Genomic DNA, 18,307 nt, shown 5'->3' on the forward strand with positions numbered 1-18,307 from the left:
GTAGGTGGTTGTCGCGCGATTCGCGCGTTTCCCTTACTGGCCGAAGCGCGCGTAGATATCCGGGCGCTTCTTGCGCAGGATGAGACCGATCACCACGCCGACCAGCGCCACCGTGAACACGATCCAAGGGAAGGATTTGACGATCGGACTATCGGAGCCGCTGAGCGCATCGAGGTTGCGCACCAGAATCACGCCGATATACAACAGGCCGAAGCCACCCACCAGCGGCGCGACGAACGAGTGCCATACGCGTGTGTCCTTGCGCGTCTTGCGGAAGAACGCGATCACCGAAAAACTCGTCACCGCCTGCAACATCACAATGCCGATCGTGCCGAGCGCCGAACTCCAGCTGAACACGATGTTGAACACGTCGCTGCCCGCCGCGATAAAAAGTCCGAGCAGCACGCACACGGAGAGTGTCTGCAGATAGCTCGCCACATACGGCGAACGATATTTTTCGTGCACGCGATTGAGTGCTTGCGGCAGGATGCCTTCGAGACTCAGCGCATGGATATAACGCACCAGCGTGTTATGAAACGACAGCAGGCTCGCAAAGATGCTGCTGAGCAAAAGGAAACTCATCACCGTCGTCACCGCGCCGCCCAGATATTTGCCGGACTGGATGAACCAGAAATCGCCGGGCTCTTTGGTCGCGACCGTGACCACATCGGCAAGGCCGTACGCGCAGACGATCGTCCACGTGACGAACGCGAAGAACACGAGAATCAGCATCACGGATACGTACGTGGCGCGCGGCACCGTCACCTTCGGATCGCGACATTCTTTGCCGTATATCGCGGTCGCTTCGAAACCGATGAACGAGGCAAAGGCGAACATCACCGCAATGCCAAGGTGACCGCTGAACACATGCTGCGGTGTGAACGGCGCAAGCGTGAGGCCGTTAGGTCCGCCGCCATGCACGACGATCGCAATTGCGAGCACCAGCAGAATGCCCAGTTCGAGACACATCAGCACGCCGAGCAGACGGCTATTCAGATCGATGCCGCGGATGCCGGTGAATTGCACCACGGCCACGCAGATCAGCGAATACCCGTACCAGGGCAACGCGGTATGCAAAAGCGGCGAGAGGATCACCGTGCAGAAGAAGCCAAACAATCCGTACAGCGCGATCTGGATGAACGTGTACGACATCAGCGCGACGAGCGCTCCGGCCATGCCCAGCGGCCGCCCGAGTCCGGCGGCGATATACGCGTAAAACGCGCCGGCGCGCACCACGTGCCGGCTCATCGACGCAAAGCCCACGCTGAAAATCAGCAGCACCGCGCCGGCAATCACGAACGCGCCCGGAATGCCCGCGCCATTGCCCAGACTGATCGCGGGCGGCACCGCGCCGAGCATGCCCGTCAGCGGCGCGGCCGCCGAAATCACGAGGAACACGATCTGCCATAAGCCCAGCGTATTGCCTTTCAATTCCACCGGGTTCTCCGCGTCGACCGCTCGGGTCGGAGAATAGGGTTCACTCATCGCTGCCTCTTGTGTGTTGGCTAGTCTGGGACTCGCCTGAACCCCGTACTGCTGATCCAGACGCTCACTTGACCGATCTCCGATGCTTCGGTGTGTGCGCATGGTAGGTAGCTAAAAAATAAAACGACTTCGCGAACCGCGCCAAATTTTCGATAATTTGCGCCAATGCGGGGAAGCCCGAGTGCGGTGGTTTGCAGCGAATACTTAGGAACCTGAATTATTCTCGCGCGGCAATGGTAAAGCCGCGCGATGTTTTCAGAGTGAAAGAAAATGCACCGACGTCACGCGCTATTCTTTTTCCAGTTGCGTGTGGCGCGCCACAAGACCGTGGCATCGGCATAACCAACGGCGCGTGCGATCGCCGCATTGGTAAGCTCTTCTCGCTCGAGCAACCCTTCGACGCTGCGCTGCCGTTCCTCGCGCACGATCTGCCGCACTGATGTGCCCTCCTGCGCGAGGTGCCGTTGCAACGAGCGATGCGAGAGACCGAGATCCTTCGCGATGTCGGCGACGATCAGCTTTTCGTGCGCGAGCCGCCGCGTCACCAGATCCCGAACCTGCTCGACGATGCTGTGCGGCATCGCATCCCGCGCGATCAGATCGGTGGCGTGGCGCTCCATCATGCGCGCCATTTGCGTGTCGGCGCTTTTGAGCGAAGCGTCGAGATCCTGGGGCCGCAGAATCAAGCCATTGAAAGGCTGCTGAAAGCGCACCGGCACGCGAAAGATACGCGCATACGGTTTGAGATCGGCCGGCGCAGCGTGTTCGAAATGCACTTCGACCGGATTCCACGCGGCGCCGCGAACGAGCCGAACCATGTGGCACATCGTCGAAAGACTGTATTCCGCATCCTGCCGGCGCGGCCAGATTTGCGGACTGGCGATCTGGTAGGTCCAGATCGGCCATTCGTCGTCGCGCAGCAATTCGCAAGTGGTGGTGTTCTGCCACGAGGCGAGCGCGAGCGAAAACTTGCGCATGGCCGCATTCAAGGTCGGCGACGAAAGAAACACCAGACCCGCCGGCCCCAGCTCCGTCAATTGCAACTCACTGCCAAGGCGCAGGCCGAGCGCGGACTCGCCGAGCACCTCGGCGGCACGTTCGAACGCCGTCACATAGCGCGTGAGCGGCAGAATTTCATAGGGATTCGACAGGAGCTTGCGGCTCATGCCGAACTCCTCCAGCAGCGCGTCGCATTGCGCGCCCGATGCATCGATTGCGCGCACAACCGGTCCCATGACCGCGGCGCGGATCATCGGGAAACTGCCGTTGAGCGTGACTTTTTTCATGCTGAGCGTCTCCTCTCCAGTCTTCGCTGATGGTGGCTCGTGTCATTCCTCTTGGCGCACTTTATCGTTCATTTGGCGCGATAGGCAAGCGCGAAAATATTATTGGGTTCCTACGATTTGCCATCGACTCAGCGTTCGCCGCGCCTCATTCGCCTCGCGAGCACGCTGTCCGGTCCAGCAACTTCTTACGGGAATCTTATGAACACGAATGCCACGAAAGCCGCTCATGCCCCCGCTCATCCGCTCGACCCACTGAGCGGCGCAGAAATGCAGCTCGCGTGCGACCTCGTGAAAGCCGCCGAAAAACTCGATTCGCACGCGCGTTTTCCGATGGTCGAACTGCGCGAGCCGCCGAAAGCCGAAGTGGTGGCATTCAAGACCGGCGAATATTTTTCGCGCACGGCCTTCGTGCTCGCAATCGATCGGTCGAATAGCGCGACGATCGAATTCGAGGTGGACCTGAGAGAAAAGAAAATTGCCGCGCGCCGTGTCATGCCGTTTGGCGAGGCGCCTTACGGCCAGCCGCCCATCATGATCGACGACTTCATGAACGCGGAACAGATCGTCAAGAGCGATGAAGCATGGCGCGTGGCTGTCATGAAGCGCGGCGTCAGCGAGAAAGATCTGGAACGCGTGCAGGTCGATCCGTTCTCGGCGGGCTGTTTCGATCGCGAGAACGAAAACGGCCGGCGTCTCGTGCGTTGCGTGAGCTACTACCGCGAGACGTTGACCGATAACGGCTACGCACACCCAATTGAAGGCGTGATGGCCGTGGTCGATCTGCTCGAAAAGAAAGTGATCGAACTGGTGGACGACGGCCGCATCATTCCGATTCCGCGCGCCAAGCATAACTACGACACGCCGAGTCTCGGCGAGCCGCGCAGCACGCTCAAACCGCTGTCGATCAATCAACCCGACGGCCCGAGCTTTACGATCGAGGGCTGGCATGTGAACTGGCAGAACTGGAACTTCCGTGTCGGCTTCACGCCGCGCGAAGGGCTGGTGCTGCATCAACTGTCGTGGGACGACGGCAGGAGCACGCGCCCGATCATCTACCGTGCGAGCGTCACGGAAATGTGCGTGCCCTACTCCGACCCGAGCACCAACCACTACTGGAAAAGCGCGTTCGACGCGGGCGAATACGGTCTCGGCAAACTGGCGAACCAGCTCGAACTCGGTTGCGACTGCCTCGGCACGATCCGCTATTTCGACATTCCGTCCGCAGACGATTTCGGCAACGCATTCGTGATGAAGAACGCCGTCTGCATGCACGAAGAAGACTACGGCACGCTCTGGAAGCACTACGAATTCCGCACCGGCGTGTTCGAAATGCGCCGCTCGCGACGCCTTGTGATTTCCTTCTTCGCCACCGTCGGCAATTACGACTACGGCTTCTACTGGTATCTGTATCAGGACGGCACGATTCAACTCGAATGCAAGCTGACCGGCATCGTGCAGACCTCGGCGGTGGCTGATGGCGACACTTATCCGTGGGGCGGCATGATCACGGAAAACCTCGGCGGCCCGACGCATCAGCACTTCTTCAACGCACGCTTGCACATGATGGTGGACGGCGAGCGCAACACGGTGACCGAACACGAATTCGTGCCGCGTCCGATGGGCGAGAACAATCCGTACGGCAATGTGTTCGACACGACCAAACGCGTGTTGAAAACGGAAAGCGAAGCCGCACGTGTGGCGAACGGCAGCACGGGTCGCTACTGGAAGGTCAGCAACCCCAACGTGAAGAATGCCGTGGGCGCAAATCCGGGCTACAAGCTGGTCGTCAACGACTCGCCGCTGATGCTGGCCGACGAACGTTCGAAGGTGCGCCAGCGCGGCGGCTTTGCCACGCGTCACGTGTGGGTCACGCCGTTCGATCCGGCTGAGCGCTATGCGAGCGGCGACTATCCGAATCAGCATTCGGGGGGCGACGGCCTGCCGCGCTATATCGAGGCGAATCGCAACATCGAGAACGAAGACGTCGTGCTGTGGCATAGCTTCGGCCACACGCATGTGTGCAAACCCGAGGATTTCCCGGTAATGCCGGTGGAGTACGCCGGTTTCATGCTCAAGCCGAACAACTTCTTCTCCGGCAACCCGACCATGGACCTGCCGGCCGAACGAGATCTGAACAGCGTCGAAGACGGCAAGTCCACGGATCATGGCTGCTGCAAGCACTGATCCGGTCGTGCGTCGCGCACGGCACGCCGCTCTCGCGTGCATGCTGTGCGCGAGTGCGGCATGCGTGTGCCTCGCGGGCGGCGGCGCTGCGCTGTTGACGCAGGCCGCTCTCGATCGGCACGCCACGGCGCTGTGGATGAGCGCGCTGATGCTAACGGCCATGATGAGCGTGCCATTGCTGATGTCGCGCTCATCGGGCCGCTACACGATGCTGATGAGCGCCGCGACGCTCATCATGACGATCAGCGCAATGAATAGCGTACCAGCGTATCTGAATGGTTCAGCGCATGGCATCGCCATTGCCTTGCTGATGATCGTGACGGGCTTCCTCGGCATGTTGTTCTACCGTTTGCTCGTCAACGCCGAATCGCGTCACGACGTGGATCGCAGCAGCGCGCATGACTTCGACTCGGTCAAGGCGGCGACTCCTTCAGGCGCAACGGCTCTGCTCGCGTTGCTTGCGGGACTGTCGAGCGGCAGTCTCGCCCGCTTCCAGCTCTTTGCGATTTGCGGCCTAAGCGGTGCACAGCCGTTCTGGCACATTGCGCTTTCACTTGCCGCGGTCTGCGCGCTGGCAATCGTCGCCGAACGGTCGCGCGGCCATCGCATGCTGATGGGGTTGTACATCGCGCGTGCGGTGCTGATCGGCACGCTCGCGGCAAGCGACAATCCCGCGCTCGCACCGCTTGCGGCAGCGATCTTCCTGATTCTTGACTGCCTGACGATTCCCGCACTAGTGAACTTGCGCGGCAACTCGACCAGCGTATTGCGCGCGAGCTGCCCCGGCGTCGCGCATCACATCGGCATGGTGCTCGGCGCGGCATTGTCGACCACACCCTACTTTTTCGGCGACGGATTCGTTGTGCTGTACACATTGAGCGCGACGGCGAACGTGATCTGTGCCGCGTCGTTAGCAACACTCTGGCGTGCAAGGCAACACATCCACCTTCGCCCAAGTCCATACCGCCGTCAGGCGAACCCTTCCGGCTAGCGCCACGGCCACTCACCCCCAACGGAGACGAACCACCATGAACGAACACAAGCTAGCGGCCACGTTGCCGCGCACCATGTTCATCAACGGCGAAAAAACCGGTAGTGCCGCGGGCAAAACCTTTCCGGTTTTCAACCCGGCCACCGCCGAAGAAATCGCGCAGATCCCCGACGCATCCGAAGCGGATATCGATCACGCGGTCAGAACCTCGAAGGCGGCCTTCGAAACCGACGCATGGCGCAGAATGCCGCCGGCCGTTCGCGAGGGCCTGCTGCTCAAACTGGCCGACCTCGTCGAGCGGCACAGCGACGAACTCGCCACGCTGGAAACGCTGAATCAGGGCAAGCTGATCGGCTTCTCGAAGATGCTGGAAGTGGCGGGCAGCGTCCAGTGGTTGCGTTATATGGCCGGCTGGGCCACCAAGATCGAAGGCACCACCTTCGATCTGTCGATTCCCTTCCCGCCTGGCACGCGTTACAACGCGTCGACCAAACGCGTGCCGGCCGGCGTGGTCGCGGCGATCGTCCCGTGGAATTTCCCACTGCTGATGGCAGTGTGGAAGATAGCCCCGGCGCTGGCCTGCGGTTGCACCGTCGTGCTCAAACCCGCTGAAGAGACTCCGTTGACCGCCATCCGCCTCGCCGAACTCGCGCACGAAGCGGGTTTCCCTGCCGGCGTATTCAACGTGGTCACTGGCCGTGGCGAAACCGCCGGTGCGGCGCTCGTGCGGCATCCGCTTGTGAACAAGGTCACGTTCACCGGATCGACCGAGGTCGGGCGCATCATCGGTCGTCAATGCGCGGACGATCTGAAGCGTGCGTCGCTCGAATTGGGCGGCAAGAGCCCGGTGATCGTGCTCAACGACTGCGACCCGCGCAAGGCGATCGAAGGCGCGGCCGGCGCGATCTTCTTCAACCACGGCCAGGTTTGCACGGCGGGCTCGCGCCTGTATGTCGCGCGCTCGATCTATGACGAAGTCGTGCAAGGCATTGCCGCCGTCGCGGACGGCATCACGCTCGGCTCCGGCTTCGACGCGGCGACGCAGATGGGCGCGATGGTCTCCGCGCGGCACCGCGACAAGGTGGCCGGCATGATTGTCCAAGGCAAGGACGAAGGTGGCGAGATCCTCTCGCGCGATGCCCACGTGGACCGCGACGGTTACTTCGTGCGTCCGACGGTGATCGCCAATCGCGCCTGCAAGCCGCTTTCCGTCGTCAAGGAAGAGGTGTTCGGCCCTGTGCTGGTCGCCATGCCCTATGACGACCTGGACGAAGTGCTTGCTCAGGCAAACGCCTCAGACTACGGACTCGGCGCGAGCGTGTGGACCAACCAGCTCGACAAGGCGCTGCGGCTCGTGGACGGCATCGAGGCCGGAACGGTATGGGTCAACACGCACAATATGGTCGACCCGGCCATGCCGTTCGGCGGCTTCAAAGCATCCGGCATCGGCCGCGAACATGGCAAGGCGATCATCGACTCGTATACGGAGAGCAAGTCGATCTGCATCGCTTACTAATGATGCGGTGCCTGCGCGGCGCGGCGCGAGCAAGGCAACGCGCCGCGCAGGCAAACCAGTAAAATACCGGGACATCGCGCTACCGCGCCTTACCTCCGGTCGACCATCTTGAAACGCAAAATGCCCGCGCTGAATGCGCTGAAAGCCTTCGAAGTCGCCGGCCGCACGGGCAGCTTCACCCGCGCCGCGGAACTGCTCAACGTCACGCAAAGCGCGGTTAGCCGCCAGGTCCGGCAGCTCGAGGCGCAACTGGGCGAGACGCTCCTGCAGCGTCACCATCACCATCTGGAACTGTCGGCTGCCGGCCGCATTCTTCTGCAAGCGCTGCAGCAATCCTTTGACCGCATCGAACTCACGGTTCGCGGCCTGCAAGAAAAAACCCACCGCAACCGCCTGCGCATCAATGCGCCGCCCACCTTCACGAGCCGTTGGCTGATGCCGCGCCTCGGCCGCCTGCGTGATGCGCATCCGCAACTCGAACTGAGTCTGTCGACCCGTGTCGACGATAACCTCGCGGAATCCGGTGTGCTCGACTGCGCGATCCGCTTCGGCAATGGCGAGTGGGAAGGCGTCGACAACCGTCTGTTGATGAGCGAGCGACATATCGCCGTCTGCTCGCCCGCGTTGCTCGCACGTCAGGCGGGCCGCGCGGCGATCGACCTGAATCAGTTCACGCTATTGCACGTGCTGGCGAGCGCCGATCAGCGCTACCTCACCTGGCAGCATTGGCTGAAGGCGGCGGGGATTGAAAACGTGGATACTCGTGGCGGTTATGAATTCGATCTGCTCGATCACGCCATTCGCGCCGCGATCGACGGGCTCGGCGTGACCATCGCCGACCGTCATATGATCGCGCGCGAACTGGCCGAAGGCCAACTCGTGCAAGTGCTGAACGTGCACGTTGACGGGCATCAGTCGTACTGGTTCGTCACGCGCGCGGAACAGGACGAACTACCGCACGTCGCGTTGTTCCGCGACTGGCTGCAACAGGAAATCTGGTTGAGCGGACGGGCGCTCGATGCATCGGAGTCGGCGCCGTTGAGCGACGCGGGTTGAGGCGCTGAGTGGCATCGCGGTGCGCCCTATGCACCGCTTCGAACGAAAAAAAACGCGCCGATGCGATGCCATCGGCGCGGTTTCACACTACGTGGCTGCTAGCCCAACACCGCCAGGCCAAGCGAGCCATTAAGCCGCCGCGGCCATCTCCGCCGCCGCGGGCCGGTACGCAATTTCACGCGCCGCATCCTCAAGAATCATGTCGGCTCCCTTCTCCGCCACCATCATGGTCGGCGCATTGATATTGCCCGACGTGATATTCGGAAAGATCGATGCATCCACCACGCGCAAGCCGTCAATGCCGTGCACACGCAAACGCGCATCCACCACCGACGTGCGTGGATCGTCGCCCATCGCGCACGAACCGCACAGGTGATAGATCGACCCCGACTGCTCGCGGAAGTACCGCAGGAAACCTTCGCGCGTATTCACCTGCGGTCCCGGCGAGATTTCCTCGACCGTGATCGCTTTCAGCGCCGGCGACGCCATCACCTTGCGCACCAGTTCGCAACCCTGGATCACTTCGTCGATGTCCTTCTCGGTGGTCAGCGCGTTGATACGGATCTTCGCGGCATCCTCGGCGCGATTCGATGCGATCTCGATCGAACCGCGGCTCGTCGGCCGGCACGGATTGAACGCCAGCAGAAAGCCCGAGTACGGTTCAGGTTCGAGATTCGCCTTGTTGCTCTTCGGAATGCGGTACGACAACGGATTGAAGTACAACTGCAGATTCGGCTGCGCTTGCTGATCGTTGCCTTTGAAGAACCCACCCGACTGATTCACGCTCATCGCGAGCGGCCCCTTGCGCGTCAGCAGATATTGCAGACCGAGCTTGAGCTTGCCGAGCAGCGGCCGCATCTCGTCGTTCAGCGTCTTCATGTTCGCGCGATAGTAGAAGCTCACGCACAGATGGTCCTGCAGATTCTGGCCCACGGCGGGCAGTTCCTTGACCATCGCGATGCGATGCTTCGCCAGCAGTGCGCTGTCGCCCACGCCGGAGAGTTGCAGCAGCTTCGGCGAATCGACCGCGCCCGCCGACAGAATCACTTCGCGCGTCGCCATGAATTGCCGCGTGACGCCGTTCTGCGTGACGCTCACGCCGATCGCGCGTTGGTCGCCGTCGAATAGAACGCGGCTTGCCAGCACGTCGCGCTCGACGGTCAGATTCTTGCGCGACAACACCGGGTGCAGATACTCGAAGCTGCTCGATGAGCGCTGGCCATTACGCGTGTTCACGTCGTAGATGCCGGCGCCTTCGAATTGCGCGCCATTGAAGTCGTCGCTGCGCTGATAACCGGCCTGATCGCAGCCTTTCAGAAACACGTGGCAGATCGGATGCACCGCATCTTTCATCGGCGAGATGCGGATCGGGCCGTCGGCGCCGTGATATTCCGTGTTGCCGAGCGGATGCGATTCGAGCTTGCGGAAGTACGGCAACACGTCGCGAAACGCCCAGCCCGTGTTGCCGGCGGCGGCCCAATCGTCGAAATCGTGCGGCTGGCCGCGCACGTAGATCATCGCGTTGATCGAGCCCGAGCCGCCCTGCACCTTGCCGCGCGGACAATAGATCGGCCGGTTGTCGAGTTCTTTCTCCGGCTCGCTGTAGTACATCCAGTTATAGGTTTCGTTGTAGTACGTCTTGGTGAAACCCACCGGAATCTTGAACCAGAACGAGCTGTCCTTGCCACCCGCTTCGAGCAGCAGCACCGAATATTGGCCCGACGCCGACAGGCGATTGGCGAGAATGCAGCCCGCCGAACCCGCGCCGACGATGATGTAATCGTAGTTCATGCTCTATGTCGCCAGACGGCGCTCAATCCATTGAAACGTAGTGGTGAAACCCGCCAGACTCAAACCGCGCTCAACCCTTGGCCGGCGCGAGGTCTTTCACATCGGCCGGTTGCGCCGCCATCTGCAGATGCAGACGCTCGCCGGTGTAGGGCGTGTGCTGCCTGACGACCTCCATGTTCAGTTCGACGCCGAGACCCGGTTCCTGCGACGGAATGATGTAGCCGTCTTCCCATTGAATCGGCTTCTTCAGCACGGCTGCATGAAAACCGTCCCACGTGCCGATGCTTTCCTGAATCAGGAAGTTCGGCGTGCACGTCGCGAGCTGAATGCTGGCCGCCGCGCCGATCGGCCCGTTGTACAGGTGCGGCGCAATCTGCGCGTAGTACACCTCGGCCAGCGTCGCGACTTTCTTCGCTTCGAGCAGGCCGCCCACGCGTGCCACATTCAGTTGCAGAATCGACGCGGCGCCGGCTTCGAGCAGCTTGAAGAATTCGTACTTGGTGGTGAGGCGCTCGCCGGCCGCAATCGGAATGCTGGTGTGCTGCGCGACCTGCGCCATCGCGCCTTCCTGACCCGGCGGCACCGGCTCCTCGAACCACAGCGGATCGTATTTTTCGAGGCGTTTCGCGAGCCGGATCGCCGACGAGGGCACCATCTGCCCATGCGTGCCGAACAGCAGGTCGGCCTTGCTGCCCACTGCTTCACGTACACGGCGGCAGAAAGTTTCGCAACGGTCCAGCACTTCCATCGACAGTTGATGACCCGAGTACGCCGTGTACGGTCCGGCCGGATCGAACTTCACCGCAGTGAAGCCGCGCTTGACGTTTTCAAGCGCGCATTCGGCCGCCAGATCGGGATCATCGTAGTCGTATTCGCCGCGGCTGTTCTTCGGGTACAGATAGGTATATGAACGCAGGCGCTGATTCACCATGCCGCCCAGCAACTCATACACCGGCTTGTTAGCCGCCTTGCCGATAATGTCCCAGCACGCCATTTCCAGGCCGCTGACCACGCCCATCATCGTCAGATCGGGGCGTTGCGTGAAACCGCTCGAATACGCCTCGCGCCAGAGCCGCTCGATGTGATGCGGGTCCTTGTCGAGCAGATAGCGGCCGAATACATCGTCGATGATGTGGGTCATCGCTTTCGGATGGAACGTCGCCGAATAGATTTCGCCGACACCTTCAATCCCGCAATCGGTCTTGAGCTTGACGAAGATCCAGTACATGCCGCCCACATGCGGCGGCGGCACGGCGACGATATGCGTTTCGAGCGAGACAACTTTCATTTACGCACCTTCTTTTCTGTTGAGCATGTTTCTCAGCGCGAGCCCGGCAAAGCCGCCGAGCGCCGCCATGGCGGCCACATAGCCGAAGTAGAGCTGGTAGCCGAAGACGCCTGGGAACGTCTGCGTCAGATAGCCGTTGATGAGCGGCAGGAACACGTCCGGCGAATAACCCAGCACGGAGATCAGGCCGATCGCGAGGCCCATTGTGGTCACCGGAATATTGCAGCGATCCAGCAGCGACCAGTACAGGCCGCGAATCGCGTAAGTCAGAATGCCGATGAACAGCACGAGGAACACCAGCAGCGCGTGGCTCGAAATACGCGGCGCCGCCATCAGGCCCACCAGCGACAGCGCGGCGAGAAAGAGCGCGATCACGAGCACCGAGACCTTCGAATAGCGGTCGCCGAGAAAGCCGCCGCCAATGCCGCCGATCGGCCGCATCCACAGCTTGAGCGTAGTGATCGTGCCGGCCATCACGACCGTCAGGCCGATCTCGCCTTCATGCAGATAGGCGGAGAAACTGTAGGTGGCCCAGAACACCTGGTAGCCGCAGAACACGATGGCGGCGACCAGCCACAGTTCTGGAATCTTCGCGAGCGTCTTCAGATCGACCAGCACGTTGTTGCGTTGGCGCGCGGCGCGATTGGCGGCTGCATCTTCGGTGCCTTGCAGGTCTTTGACGAGTGCGAGCACGACGCCGAGCGCAATGCAAAGAAACGCGTACATGTAGACCACCAGCTTGAAACCGGCCGCGACCGGTTCGCCTTTGGTCTGCGTCACCCATGCGAACAGCGTGATCGCGATGGTCGCGAGCATGGCTTCGATCAGGCCGCGTCCGCCGTCGAGCAAGCCGAAGAAACGGCCCTGCTCATGCGTGCCGGCAATCATGGTCACGCGCTTGATGACCGCGGCCCAGAACGTCAAGCCGGTCGACAAACCCCAGCCGCCGAAGATCATCATCAACATCGGGAACGATGGTGCGGTCGAATACCACAGCCCGAGCACACCGGTGGCGATCAGCGAAAAGCAGATCAGCAAACGCGGCGCGATCCGGTCCGCGAGCCAGCCGCTCGGCAGATAACTCAACAGAAAAATCGTGCCCAACGACGAATACAGATAGCCGAGCTGGCTATCGGTGATGTGGAACACTTCGAGCATCGTTGGCTGATACACCTGCCGCAGATACAGAATCGGGTAGATCGCGCCGGCTGCGATCACCAGCAGGATGAGCTGGATATAGCGTTGCGCCTTACTGTTTTGCAGGGCGGCCTCTTCGTCGCTTAAAGCGAGCGAAGCGTCGGTTCGGACGGGTTGAGATGACACGTGAGCGCTCCTCAGAGACAGCGCCAGCCCATCGGGCCGCCCGGTCTCCAATATGTTTTGTTATGGACTGGCAGCAGATTCGCCGCGCTTTTCAGGTTGCAAAGGAGACACGCGCCGTCGTTTCAACGTGCGGCGCGTGCCGGTTCGGCTTCAGTACTTCATGACCACGAGACGGGTCTGGGTGAATTCGAGCATGCCGTGCTTGCCGTCGTCGCCGCCGAGGCCCGAACGTTTCCAGCCGGCGTGAAAGCCCTGATACGGATCGGCCGGCGTACGGTTCACGTACAGCTCGCCGGCTTCGATGCCGTTGGCAATCTTCATCGCACCGCGATAGTTCTCCGTATACAGCACCGACGAGAGACCGAATTGATGATCGTTGGCCATTTCCAGCGCTTCGTCGAGCGTGCGGTATTTGACGACCGGCATGATCGGACCGAAGGTTTCTTCCTGGATGATTTCCATGTCCTGACGGCAATTCGACAGCAACGTGGCCGGATAGAAGAAGCCTTTGCCTTGCGGCAGCTTGCCACCGGTTTCGAGCGTGGCGCCCGCTGCGATGGCGCGTTGAACCATCGCGTGGATCGACTGGCGCGACGCCTCGTTGACGAGCGGACCCATCAGCGACGGCTGCTCGCTGCGATCGCCGCTCTCCACCGCGCTCATGTGCTTTTTCAGCAGCGCGACGAAGCGGTCATGCACGCTTTCCTGCACATAGACCCGTTCGATCGCCGTGCACAACTGTCCGCAATGCGTGGTCTTGGAGGCGACCAGGTCACGCGCGGCTTTCTCGAGATCGGCATCGGCCTCGATGATCGCGGGCGTCTTACCGCCCAGTTCGAGCGACGGCTTGGCGATGTTCGCCTTGCAATATTCGAGCACCTTGCGGCCCGCGCCGACGCTGCCCGTCAGCGTGATCATGCCGACCTTGGGATGCGTGCAGAGCGCTTCGGCGGTGGCATGGTTCATCGCGAGAATGTTCACGACGCCCGCCGGCAAACCGGCCTTCTCCACCGCTTTGGCGATTTCGAATGCGGACGTCGGCGTGTTGTTGCTCGGGCGCACGACGACCGTGTTGCCGGCGATCAGCGCCGGCGCCACTTTACGCATGAACGTATAGACGGGGTAGTTGAACGGGATCAGGCACGCAACCACGCCGATCGGCTCGCGATGCAACACGAGGTTTTCGTCGGGCGTATCGCTCGGAATCACTTCGCCTTCGATGCGGCGCGCCCACTCTGCGTGATAGCGCGTGATCTGGCCGGCGTAGATCGCTTCGTTGGTGGCGTCGGCCACGCTCTTGCCCGACTCCAGCGCGAGCGCCGCGCCGATGGCCGGCGCGCATTCGGTCAGCGCATCGGCAAGCTTGTGCAGATACACCGCGCGCTCGGCTGAAGGCAGCTTGCGCCAGCCCTTTTGCGCGACCGCGGCGGCGTCGACCGCGGCGATGGCTTCGGCCTCGGTGGCACCCGTGACATGGGCGATCACGGTCTCGGTGGCCGGATTGCAGACGGCGATGAGCTCGCTGCTAGCGGTGTCAGTCGCGGGTTCGATAAACCGGCCGTTGGCAAAATTCCGATCGAGTCGCATGGTCGTCTCCTGAAAGCATGGTGCGAAAAACGCATTGCCCTCGGCTATGGCTTGCATGCCCAAGGTGCATGAACGGAATTTTTCTCCGGGGCACTGCCTGCCACAAGCGAATAATTCGCGGGACAAACATTCGAAAAAATCATGTTTATCCAGGGATGTGCCTCATACGCGTTTGCCATCGCAAATAGCAGAATCCGGGCTTTGCCAAAAAGCAGCGGCCGTCGAACGCCTTCGGGTCTGCCCGAAATTCGGCCCGCTCACTACCAAGGTCTGGAGCTCACGATGAAAAAGAACCGCATTGCCACCGCCGCATTCACGGCGCTCACGTCACTCGCTTCGCTGGCGGCGTGCCCGGCCTTCGCTCAAAGCAGCGTGACGCTGTATGGCGTGCTCGACGAAGGCATCGACTACACCAACAACGCGGGGCACGGCGCGGTCTGGGAAATGGTAAGCGGCTATGCGCAAGGCAGCCGCTGGGGCATGAAGGGTTCGGAGGATCTGGGCGGCGGGCTGAAGGCCGTGTTTCAACTGGAAAACGGCTTCGACGTGAGTTCGGGACGGCTCGGCCAAGGCGGCCGCATGTTCGGCCGCCAGGCGTACGTTGGGCTGAGCGACGGCCGTTTCGGCACGGTCACGCTCGGTCGCCAGTACGATTCGGTGGTCGATTACCTCGCGCAGACCACGGCCAACGGCAACTGGGCCGGCTACCTGTTCGCGCATCCGTATGACAACGACAACACCGACAACTCGTTCCGCCTCGGCAATAGCGTGAAGTACGCGAGCCCGGAGATGGCGGGCTTCCAGTTCGGCGGCGCGTACGCGTTCAGCAACGACACCAACTTTGCGAACAACCGCGCGTATAGCTTCGGCGGACAGTATGCGAACGGCGGCCTGCTGGTCGCCGCGGCCTATATGCAAGCGGACAATCCCGGCGCGGGTTCGACTGGCGCGATTACCGCGAACGACGCGAGTTTTATCGCCGGACGCATGCGGGTGTTCGGCGGCGGCATCAACTACACATTCGGTTCGGCGACCGCCGGTTTTGCCTACACCAATTCGAACTACAAGAATCCGACCGGCAACGGCTATATCGGCATTCCGCTGGCCGCGCCGGGCGTGACGTTGAATACGCTGAAGTATCAGAACTTCGAAGTGAACGGCAAATACCAGTTCACGCCCGCGTTCTTCGTCGGCGCTCAGTACGTGTACACGATGGAGACCTACGATGCGTCGTCAGGCAGCGTGAAGCCGAAGATCCACTCGGTGGGCTTGATGGCGGACTACAACCTGTCGAAGCGCACCGACGTGTATGTGCAGGGCGAGTATCAGAAGGTCGCGGGCGATTCGACTAACTCGATTCTCGACAATGCGTTCATTCCGGGTGTGCAGGCGCCGTCTTCGACGGGCACGCAGGTCGCTGTTCGGGTTGCGCTGCGGCATAAGTTTTAAGGGGGCTGGCGCAGGTGGATTGTGGGGGCGGCGGTAGCCTTTCTGGGGTGTCCAAATTTTTTCTTTGTTCACGTTCCGTATACAACGCGGCTTTTCTGAACGCCCACGTCGGCATCCCTCACTCCTCCACCGCCGCCTTCAACCTCGACAGCGCGTGATCCCACTGCCGCGAGATCGCGTCGAGCGCGCGGCGCGCTTCGTCGAGATGGGTGGGCTCGAATTCCCACAAGCGTTCACGACCCACCTTGACGTCGCGCACGAGACCCGCATTGGCGAGCACCTGCAAATGCTGCGTGACGGACTGCCGCGTAATGTCCGTTCCCGCAGTGAGTTGCGCGATCGACATCGCGCTGCCCGCGCACAACACGGCGACCAGACGCAGACGTGTCTCATCGCCGAGCGCGGCGAAAATCGGCGCGGAACTGCGCAGCACCGACGCCTTCAGATCCGCTGCGCCAAACGCCTTCTTAACCCTTGGTGACATGCTGTTCGATGTTGGCCATCTGCTCTTCCCACCCACCGTTATTCATGCGGAACGCTTCTTCACGGCGGCCGGCGGGAAGCTGATCGAAGCCCGACTCGACTACGCGCAACAACGTGCCCGATGCGACCTCGGTCAACTCGAAGACGACCAGGGTAGTCGGCTCCGGCGAATAGTCCACCGTGATGTCGACCGCGGCCGGATGCCAGCGCCACGACAGGTGATGCTCCGGCTCGACGCGCTCGACATGCACGTCCATGACGAGATACTCGTAACCCGGATAGGTAATATTGCCCTGCACGGACTGGCCGGCCACGAACTGCTTGCCGGTGAGATTCACGCCGAACCAGTTGCCGAATTCCTCGGCATTGGACAACGCGCGCCAGACCCGCGAGCGCGGTGCCTTCAGCAGAATCTGTTTTTCAATGCGATCGGTCGATGTGTTCATATGCAGCCTCCTGACTGCATATTAGGAGCAACGTGGTCAACATGCAAGTGATTGCCTGCATGTTTCGATGGCGTTTTTTCGTAGGAACGAGAGCCTGCCACGTCCCTACTTCTCTTCCTGTTCGCGACTTTTGAACAGGCGCGCACTCGACAGAATGGCGAGCGCGATCGCTACGCTGAGAATCGCCGTGGCCTCGCGCCCGAGCCCCGCCGCCACGCCGACGCCCGCGCTCAGCCACAGGCTTGCCGCCGTCGTCAGGCCGCGCACCTCGCGTTCGGCACTGAGCTTGATGATGGCGCCCGCGCCCAGAAAACCGACACCGGACACGAGTCCTTGCAACACCCGGCTCATGTTGTCCTGCGAGAACCCGGCCTGCAGCGGTACGACCACGAACAAGGCCGCGCCGACCGACACCATCATGTGCGTGCGCATGCCGGCGTCGCGCCGTGACATCTCGCGCTCGAAACCGAGTATGCCGCCGAGTATCAACGCGAGTCCGAGGCGCATCAGGACCTGCAAGACGTCGGCCATGCTGCCGAGGTCGGAGAATTCTGCCCGGGCGACTGCCCACACCGCGTGCCACCAGTTGTCCATTACATTTGCCCGACAGTCCGGAAAACGCCAAGCATACGGCAATAACGCCGCACTGCGTGGCTCATCCCGCCGACGTCTTCTTCACGAACGCGCTCACCACAGCCTCCAGTTCCTTCGTGATCGATGTCATCACGCCGGCCACCACGGCGAACTCGCGGCCGGTCACATGCGCGCGGCTCGCCACGATCTGACCGTTGAACGAGACGATGTGCGCTTCTTTCGCGATCGCCTTGATCCGCTCGATCAACTGCTGTTGCTCTTTTTTCTGCAAACGCGCTATACGCCGGCTTTCCTGTTCATAGACAGCCGTGACGCCGTGCAGATGCGTCAACAATGGATCGACGGAATCGACCAGGGCATTCAACGCATCGTCCGCGCGCGGTGAAGCGCGCCCGATCGCGTCCAACGCCGCCGAAGCCAGCGCGATGAAGTCCGCGATCTTCCTCGCGACATTTTCGCGGCCGTGAAATGCTTCGCGCAACGCTGGGGAAAACAGGCCGGGCAGACCATCGCGGCCCTGGGTCAGCACCGTGTGGCTGTCGGTAAATGTGTTCAGGGTATCGCGTGCGATCGCCAGCGCGCCGTCGAACTGTTGAAACGCCAGCATCGCCTTCAACACGATGCGCTGCGAGAGCATCCGCTGACGCCCCGCCAGATTGATCAACGAGCTCAACACCTCGCTGGAGACGTCCGCTTCGGACGGTGGTGCGTGAACCCGTTCTGTCGTGATGCTCATGTCGACTTCTTTTTGATTTTGATCGGCCCCGTCGCGCGATCCGCGCCTCCACTCAGCGTGGAGGCGCGGATCGCCCGCGTTGCTGCGTTACT

At 61.6% G+C, this 18,307-nt stretch carries 15 protein-coding genes; 5 read left to right on the top strand and 10 right to left on the bottom strand.

The features are described from left to right. Positions 1-33 precede the first annotated feature (33 nt). Complete coding sequence (locus P0D73_RS03150) at positions 34-1,485, bottom strand: APC family permease (RefSeq protein WP_408429670.1); 1,452 nt, start codon at positions 1,483-1,485, stop codon at positions 34-36. A gap of 281 nt (positions 1,486-1,766) precedes the next feature. Then, positions 1,767-2,771, bottom strand: a complete 1,005-nt coding sequence (locus P0D73_RS03155) for an AraC family transcriptional regulator (protein ID WP_408175391.1) — start codon at positions 2,769-2,771, stop codon at positions 1,767-1,769. A gap of 198 nt (positions 2,772-2,969) precedes the next feature. Here P0D73_RS03155 and P0D73_RS03160 point away from each other — a divergent pair, with 198 nt between their 5' ends. The 4 genes from P0D73_RS03160 to P0D73_RS03175 all read left to right on the top strand — a co-directional run bounded on the left by P0D73_RS03160 (position 2,970) and on the right by P0D73_RS03175 (position 8,518). Continuing rightward, positions 2,970-4,955 (top strand): primary-amine oxidase, encoded by a 1,986-nt coding sequence (locus P0D73_RS03160; protein WP_408429673.1) that lies wholly within the window; start codon positions 2,970-2,972, stop codon positions 4,953-4,955. Further along, positions 4,936-5,946: a hypothetical protein gene (locus tag P0D73_RS03165; protein ID WP_408429676.1), complete on the top strand. Its 1,011-nt coding sequence runs from the start codon at positions 4,936-4,938 to the stop codon at positions 5,944-5,946. Before P0D73_RS03160 ends, P0D73_RS03165 begins: the two co-directional genes overlap by 20 nt. Before the next feature lie 37 nt (positions 5,947-5,983). Further along, positions 5,984-7,462, top strand: a complete 1,479-nt coding sequence (gene styD, locus P0D73_RS03170) for a phenylacetaldehyde dehydrogenase StyD (RefSeq protein ID WP_408429679.1) — start codon at positions 5,984-5,986, stop codon at positions 7,460-7,462. Positions 7,463-7,582: 120 nt separating this feature from the next. Next, positions 7,583-8,518 (top strand): LysR substrate-binding domain-containing protein, encoded by a 936-nt coding sequence (locus P0D73_RS03175; RefSeq protein ID WP_132374619.1) that lies wholly within the window; start codon positions 7,583-7,585, stop codon positions 8,516-8,518. A gap of 129 nt (positions 8,519-8,647) precedes the next feature. Here P0D73_RS03175 and P0D73_RS03180 read toward each other — a convergent pair whose 3' ends face one another. The 4 genes from P0D73_RS03180 to aldA form a co-directional block, all read right to left on the bottom strand. Further along, positions 8,648-10,309 (bottom strand): GMC family oxidoreductase, encoded by a 1,662-nt coding sequence (locus P0D73_RS03180; protein ID WP_408429681.1) that lies wholly within the window; start codon positions 10,307-10,309, stop codon positions 8,648-8,650. A gap of 70 nt (positions 10,310-10,379) precedes the next feature. Then, positions 10,380-11,597 carry a mandelate racemase/muconate lactonizing enzyme family protein gene (locus P0D73_RS03185; RefSeq protein ID WP_116116961.1) on the bottom strand — a complete coding sequence of 406 codons (1,218 nt, stop codon included), beginning with the start codon at positions 11,595-11,597 and terminating at the stop codon, positions 10,380-10,382. Beyond that, entirely contained in the window at positions 11,598-12,920 is a 1,323-nt protein-coding gene (locus P0D73_RS03190) for an MFS transporter (protein ID WP_408429685.1), read from the bottom strand. Positions 12,921-13,070: 150 nt separating this feature from the next. After that, positions 13,071-14,507: an aldehyde dehydrogenase gene (gene aldA, locus P0D73_RS03195; protein WP_408175400.1), complete on the bottom strand. Its 1,437-nt coding sequence runs from the start codon at positions 14,505-14,507 to the stop codon at positions 13,071-13,073. A 282-nt stretch (positions 14,508-14,789) separates the two neighbouring features. Here aldA and P0D73_RS03200 point away from each other — a divergent pair, with 282 nt between their 5' ends. Beyond that, complete coding sequence (locus P0D73_RS03200; protein ID WP_408429689.1) at positions 14,790-15,956, top strand: porin; 1,167 nt, start codon at positions 14,790-14,792, stop codon at positions 15,954-15,956. A 118-nt stretch (positions 15,957-16,074) separates the two neighbouring features. Here the strand turns inward: P0D73_RS03200 and P0D73_RS03205 are convergent, their stop codons facing one another. From P0D73_RS03205 to P0D73_RS03220, 4 genes are all read right to left on the bottom strand, one after another. Beyond that, positions 16,075-16,440, bottom strand: coding sequence for an ArsR/SmtB family transcription factor (locus P0D73_RS03205; protein ID WP_132374625.1), 366 nt, complete (start codon positions 16,438-16,440; stop codon positions 16,075-16,077). Further along, on the bottom strand, positions 16,424-16,885 hold the full coding sequence (locus P0D73_RS03210; protein WP_408175402.1) for an SRPBCC family protein: 462 nt from the start codon (positions 16,883-16,885) through the stop codon (positions 16,424-16,426). The genes P0D73_RS03205 and P0D73_RS03210 overlap by 17 nt, the downstream gene beginning before the upstream one ends. Before the next feature lie 105 nt (positions 16,886-16,990). Beyond that, on the bottom strand, positions 16,991-17,479 hold the full coding sequence (locus P0D73_RS03215) for an MgtC/SapB family protein (RefSeq protein WP_132374627.1): 489 nt from the start codon (positions 17,477-17,479) through the stop codon (positions 16,991-16,993). A gap of 61 nt (positions 17,480-17,540) precedes the next feature. Beyond that, positions 17,541-18,215, bottom strand: a complete 675-nt coding sequence (locus tag P0D73_RS03220; protein WP_408429693.1) for a type IV pili methyl-accepting chemotaxis transducer N-terminal domain-containing protein — start codon at positions 18,213-18,215, stop codon at positions 17,541-17,543. Positions 18,216-18,307 lie beyond the last annotated feature (92 nt).

The sequence above is a fragment of the Paraburkholderia sp. RL18-101-BIB-B genome (assembly GCF_046026985.1).
GTDB lineage: Bacteria > Pseudomonadota > Gammaproteobacteria > Burkholderiales > Burkholderiaceae > Paraburkholderia.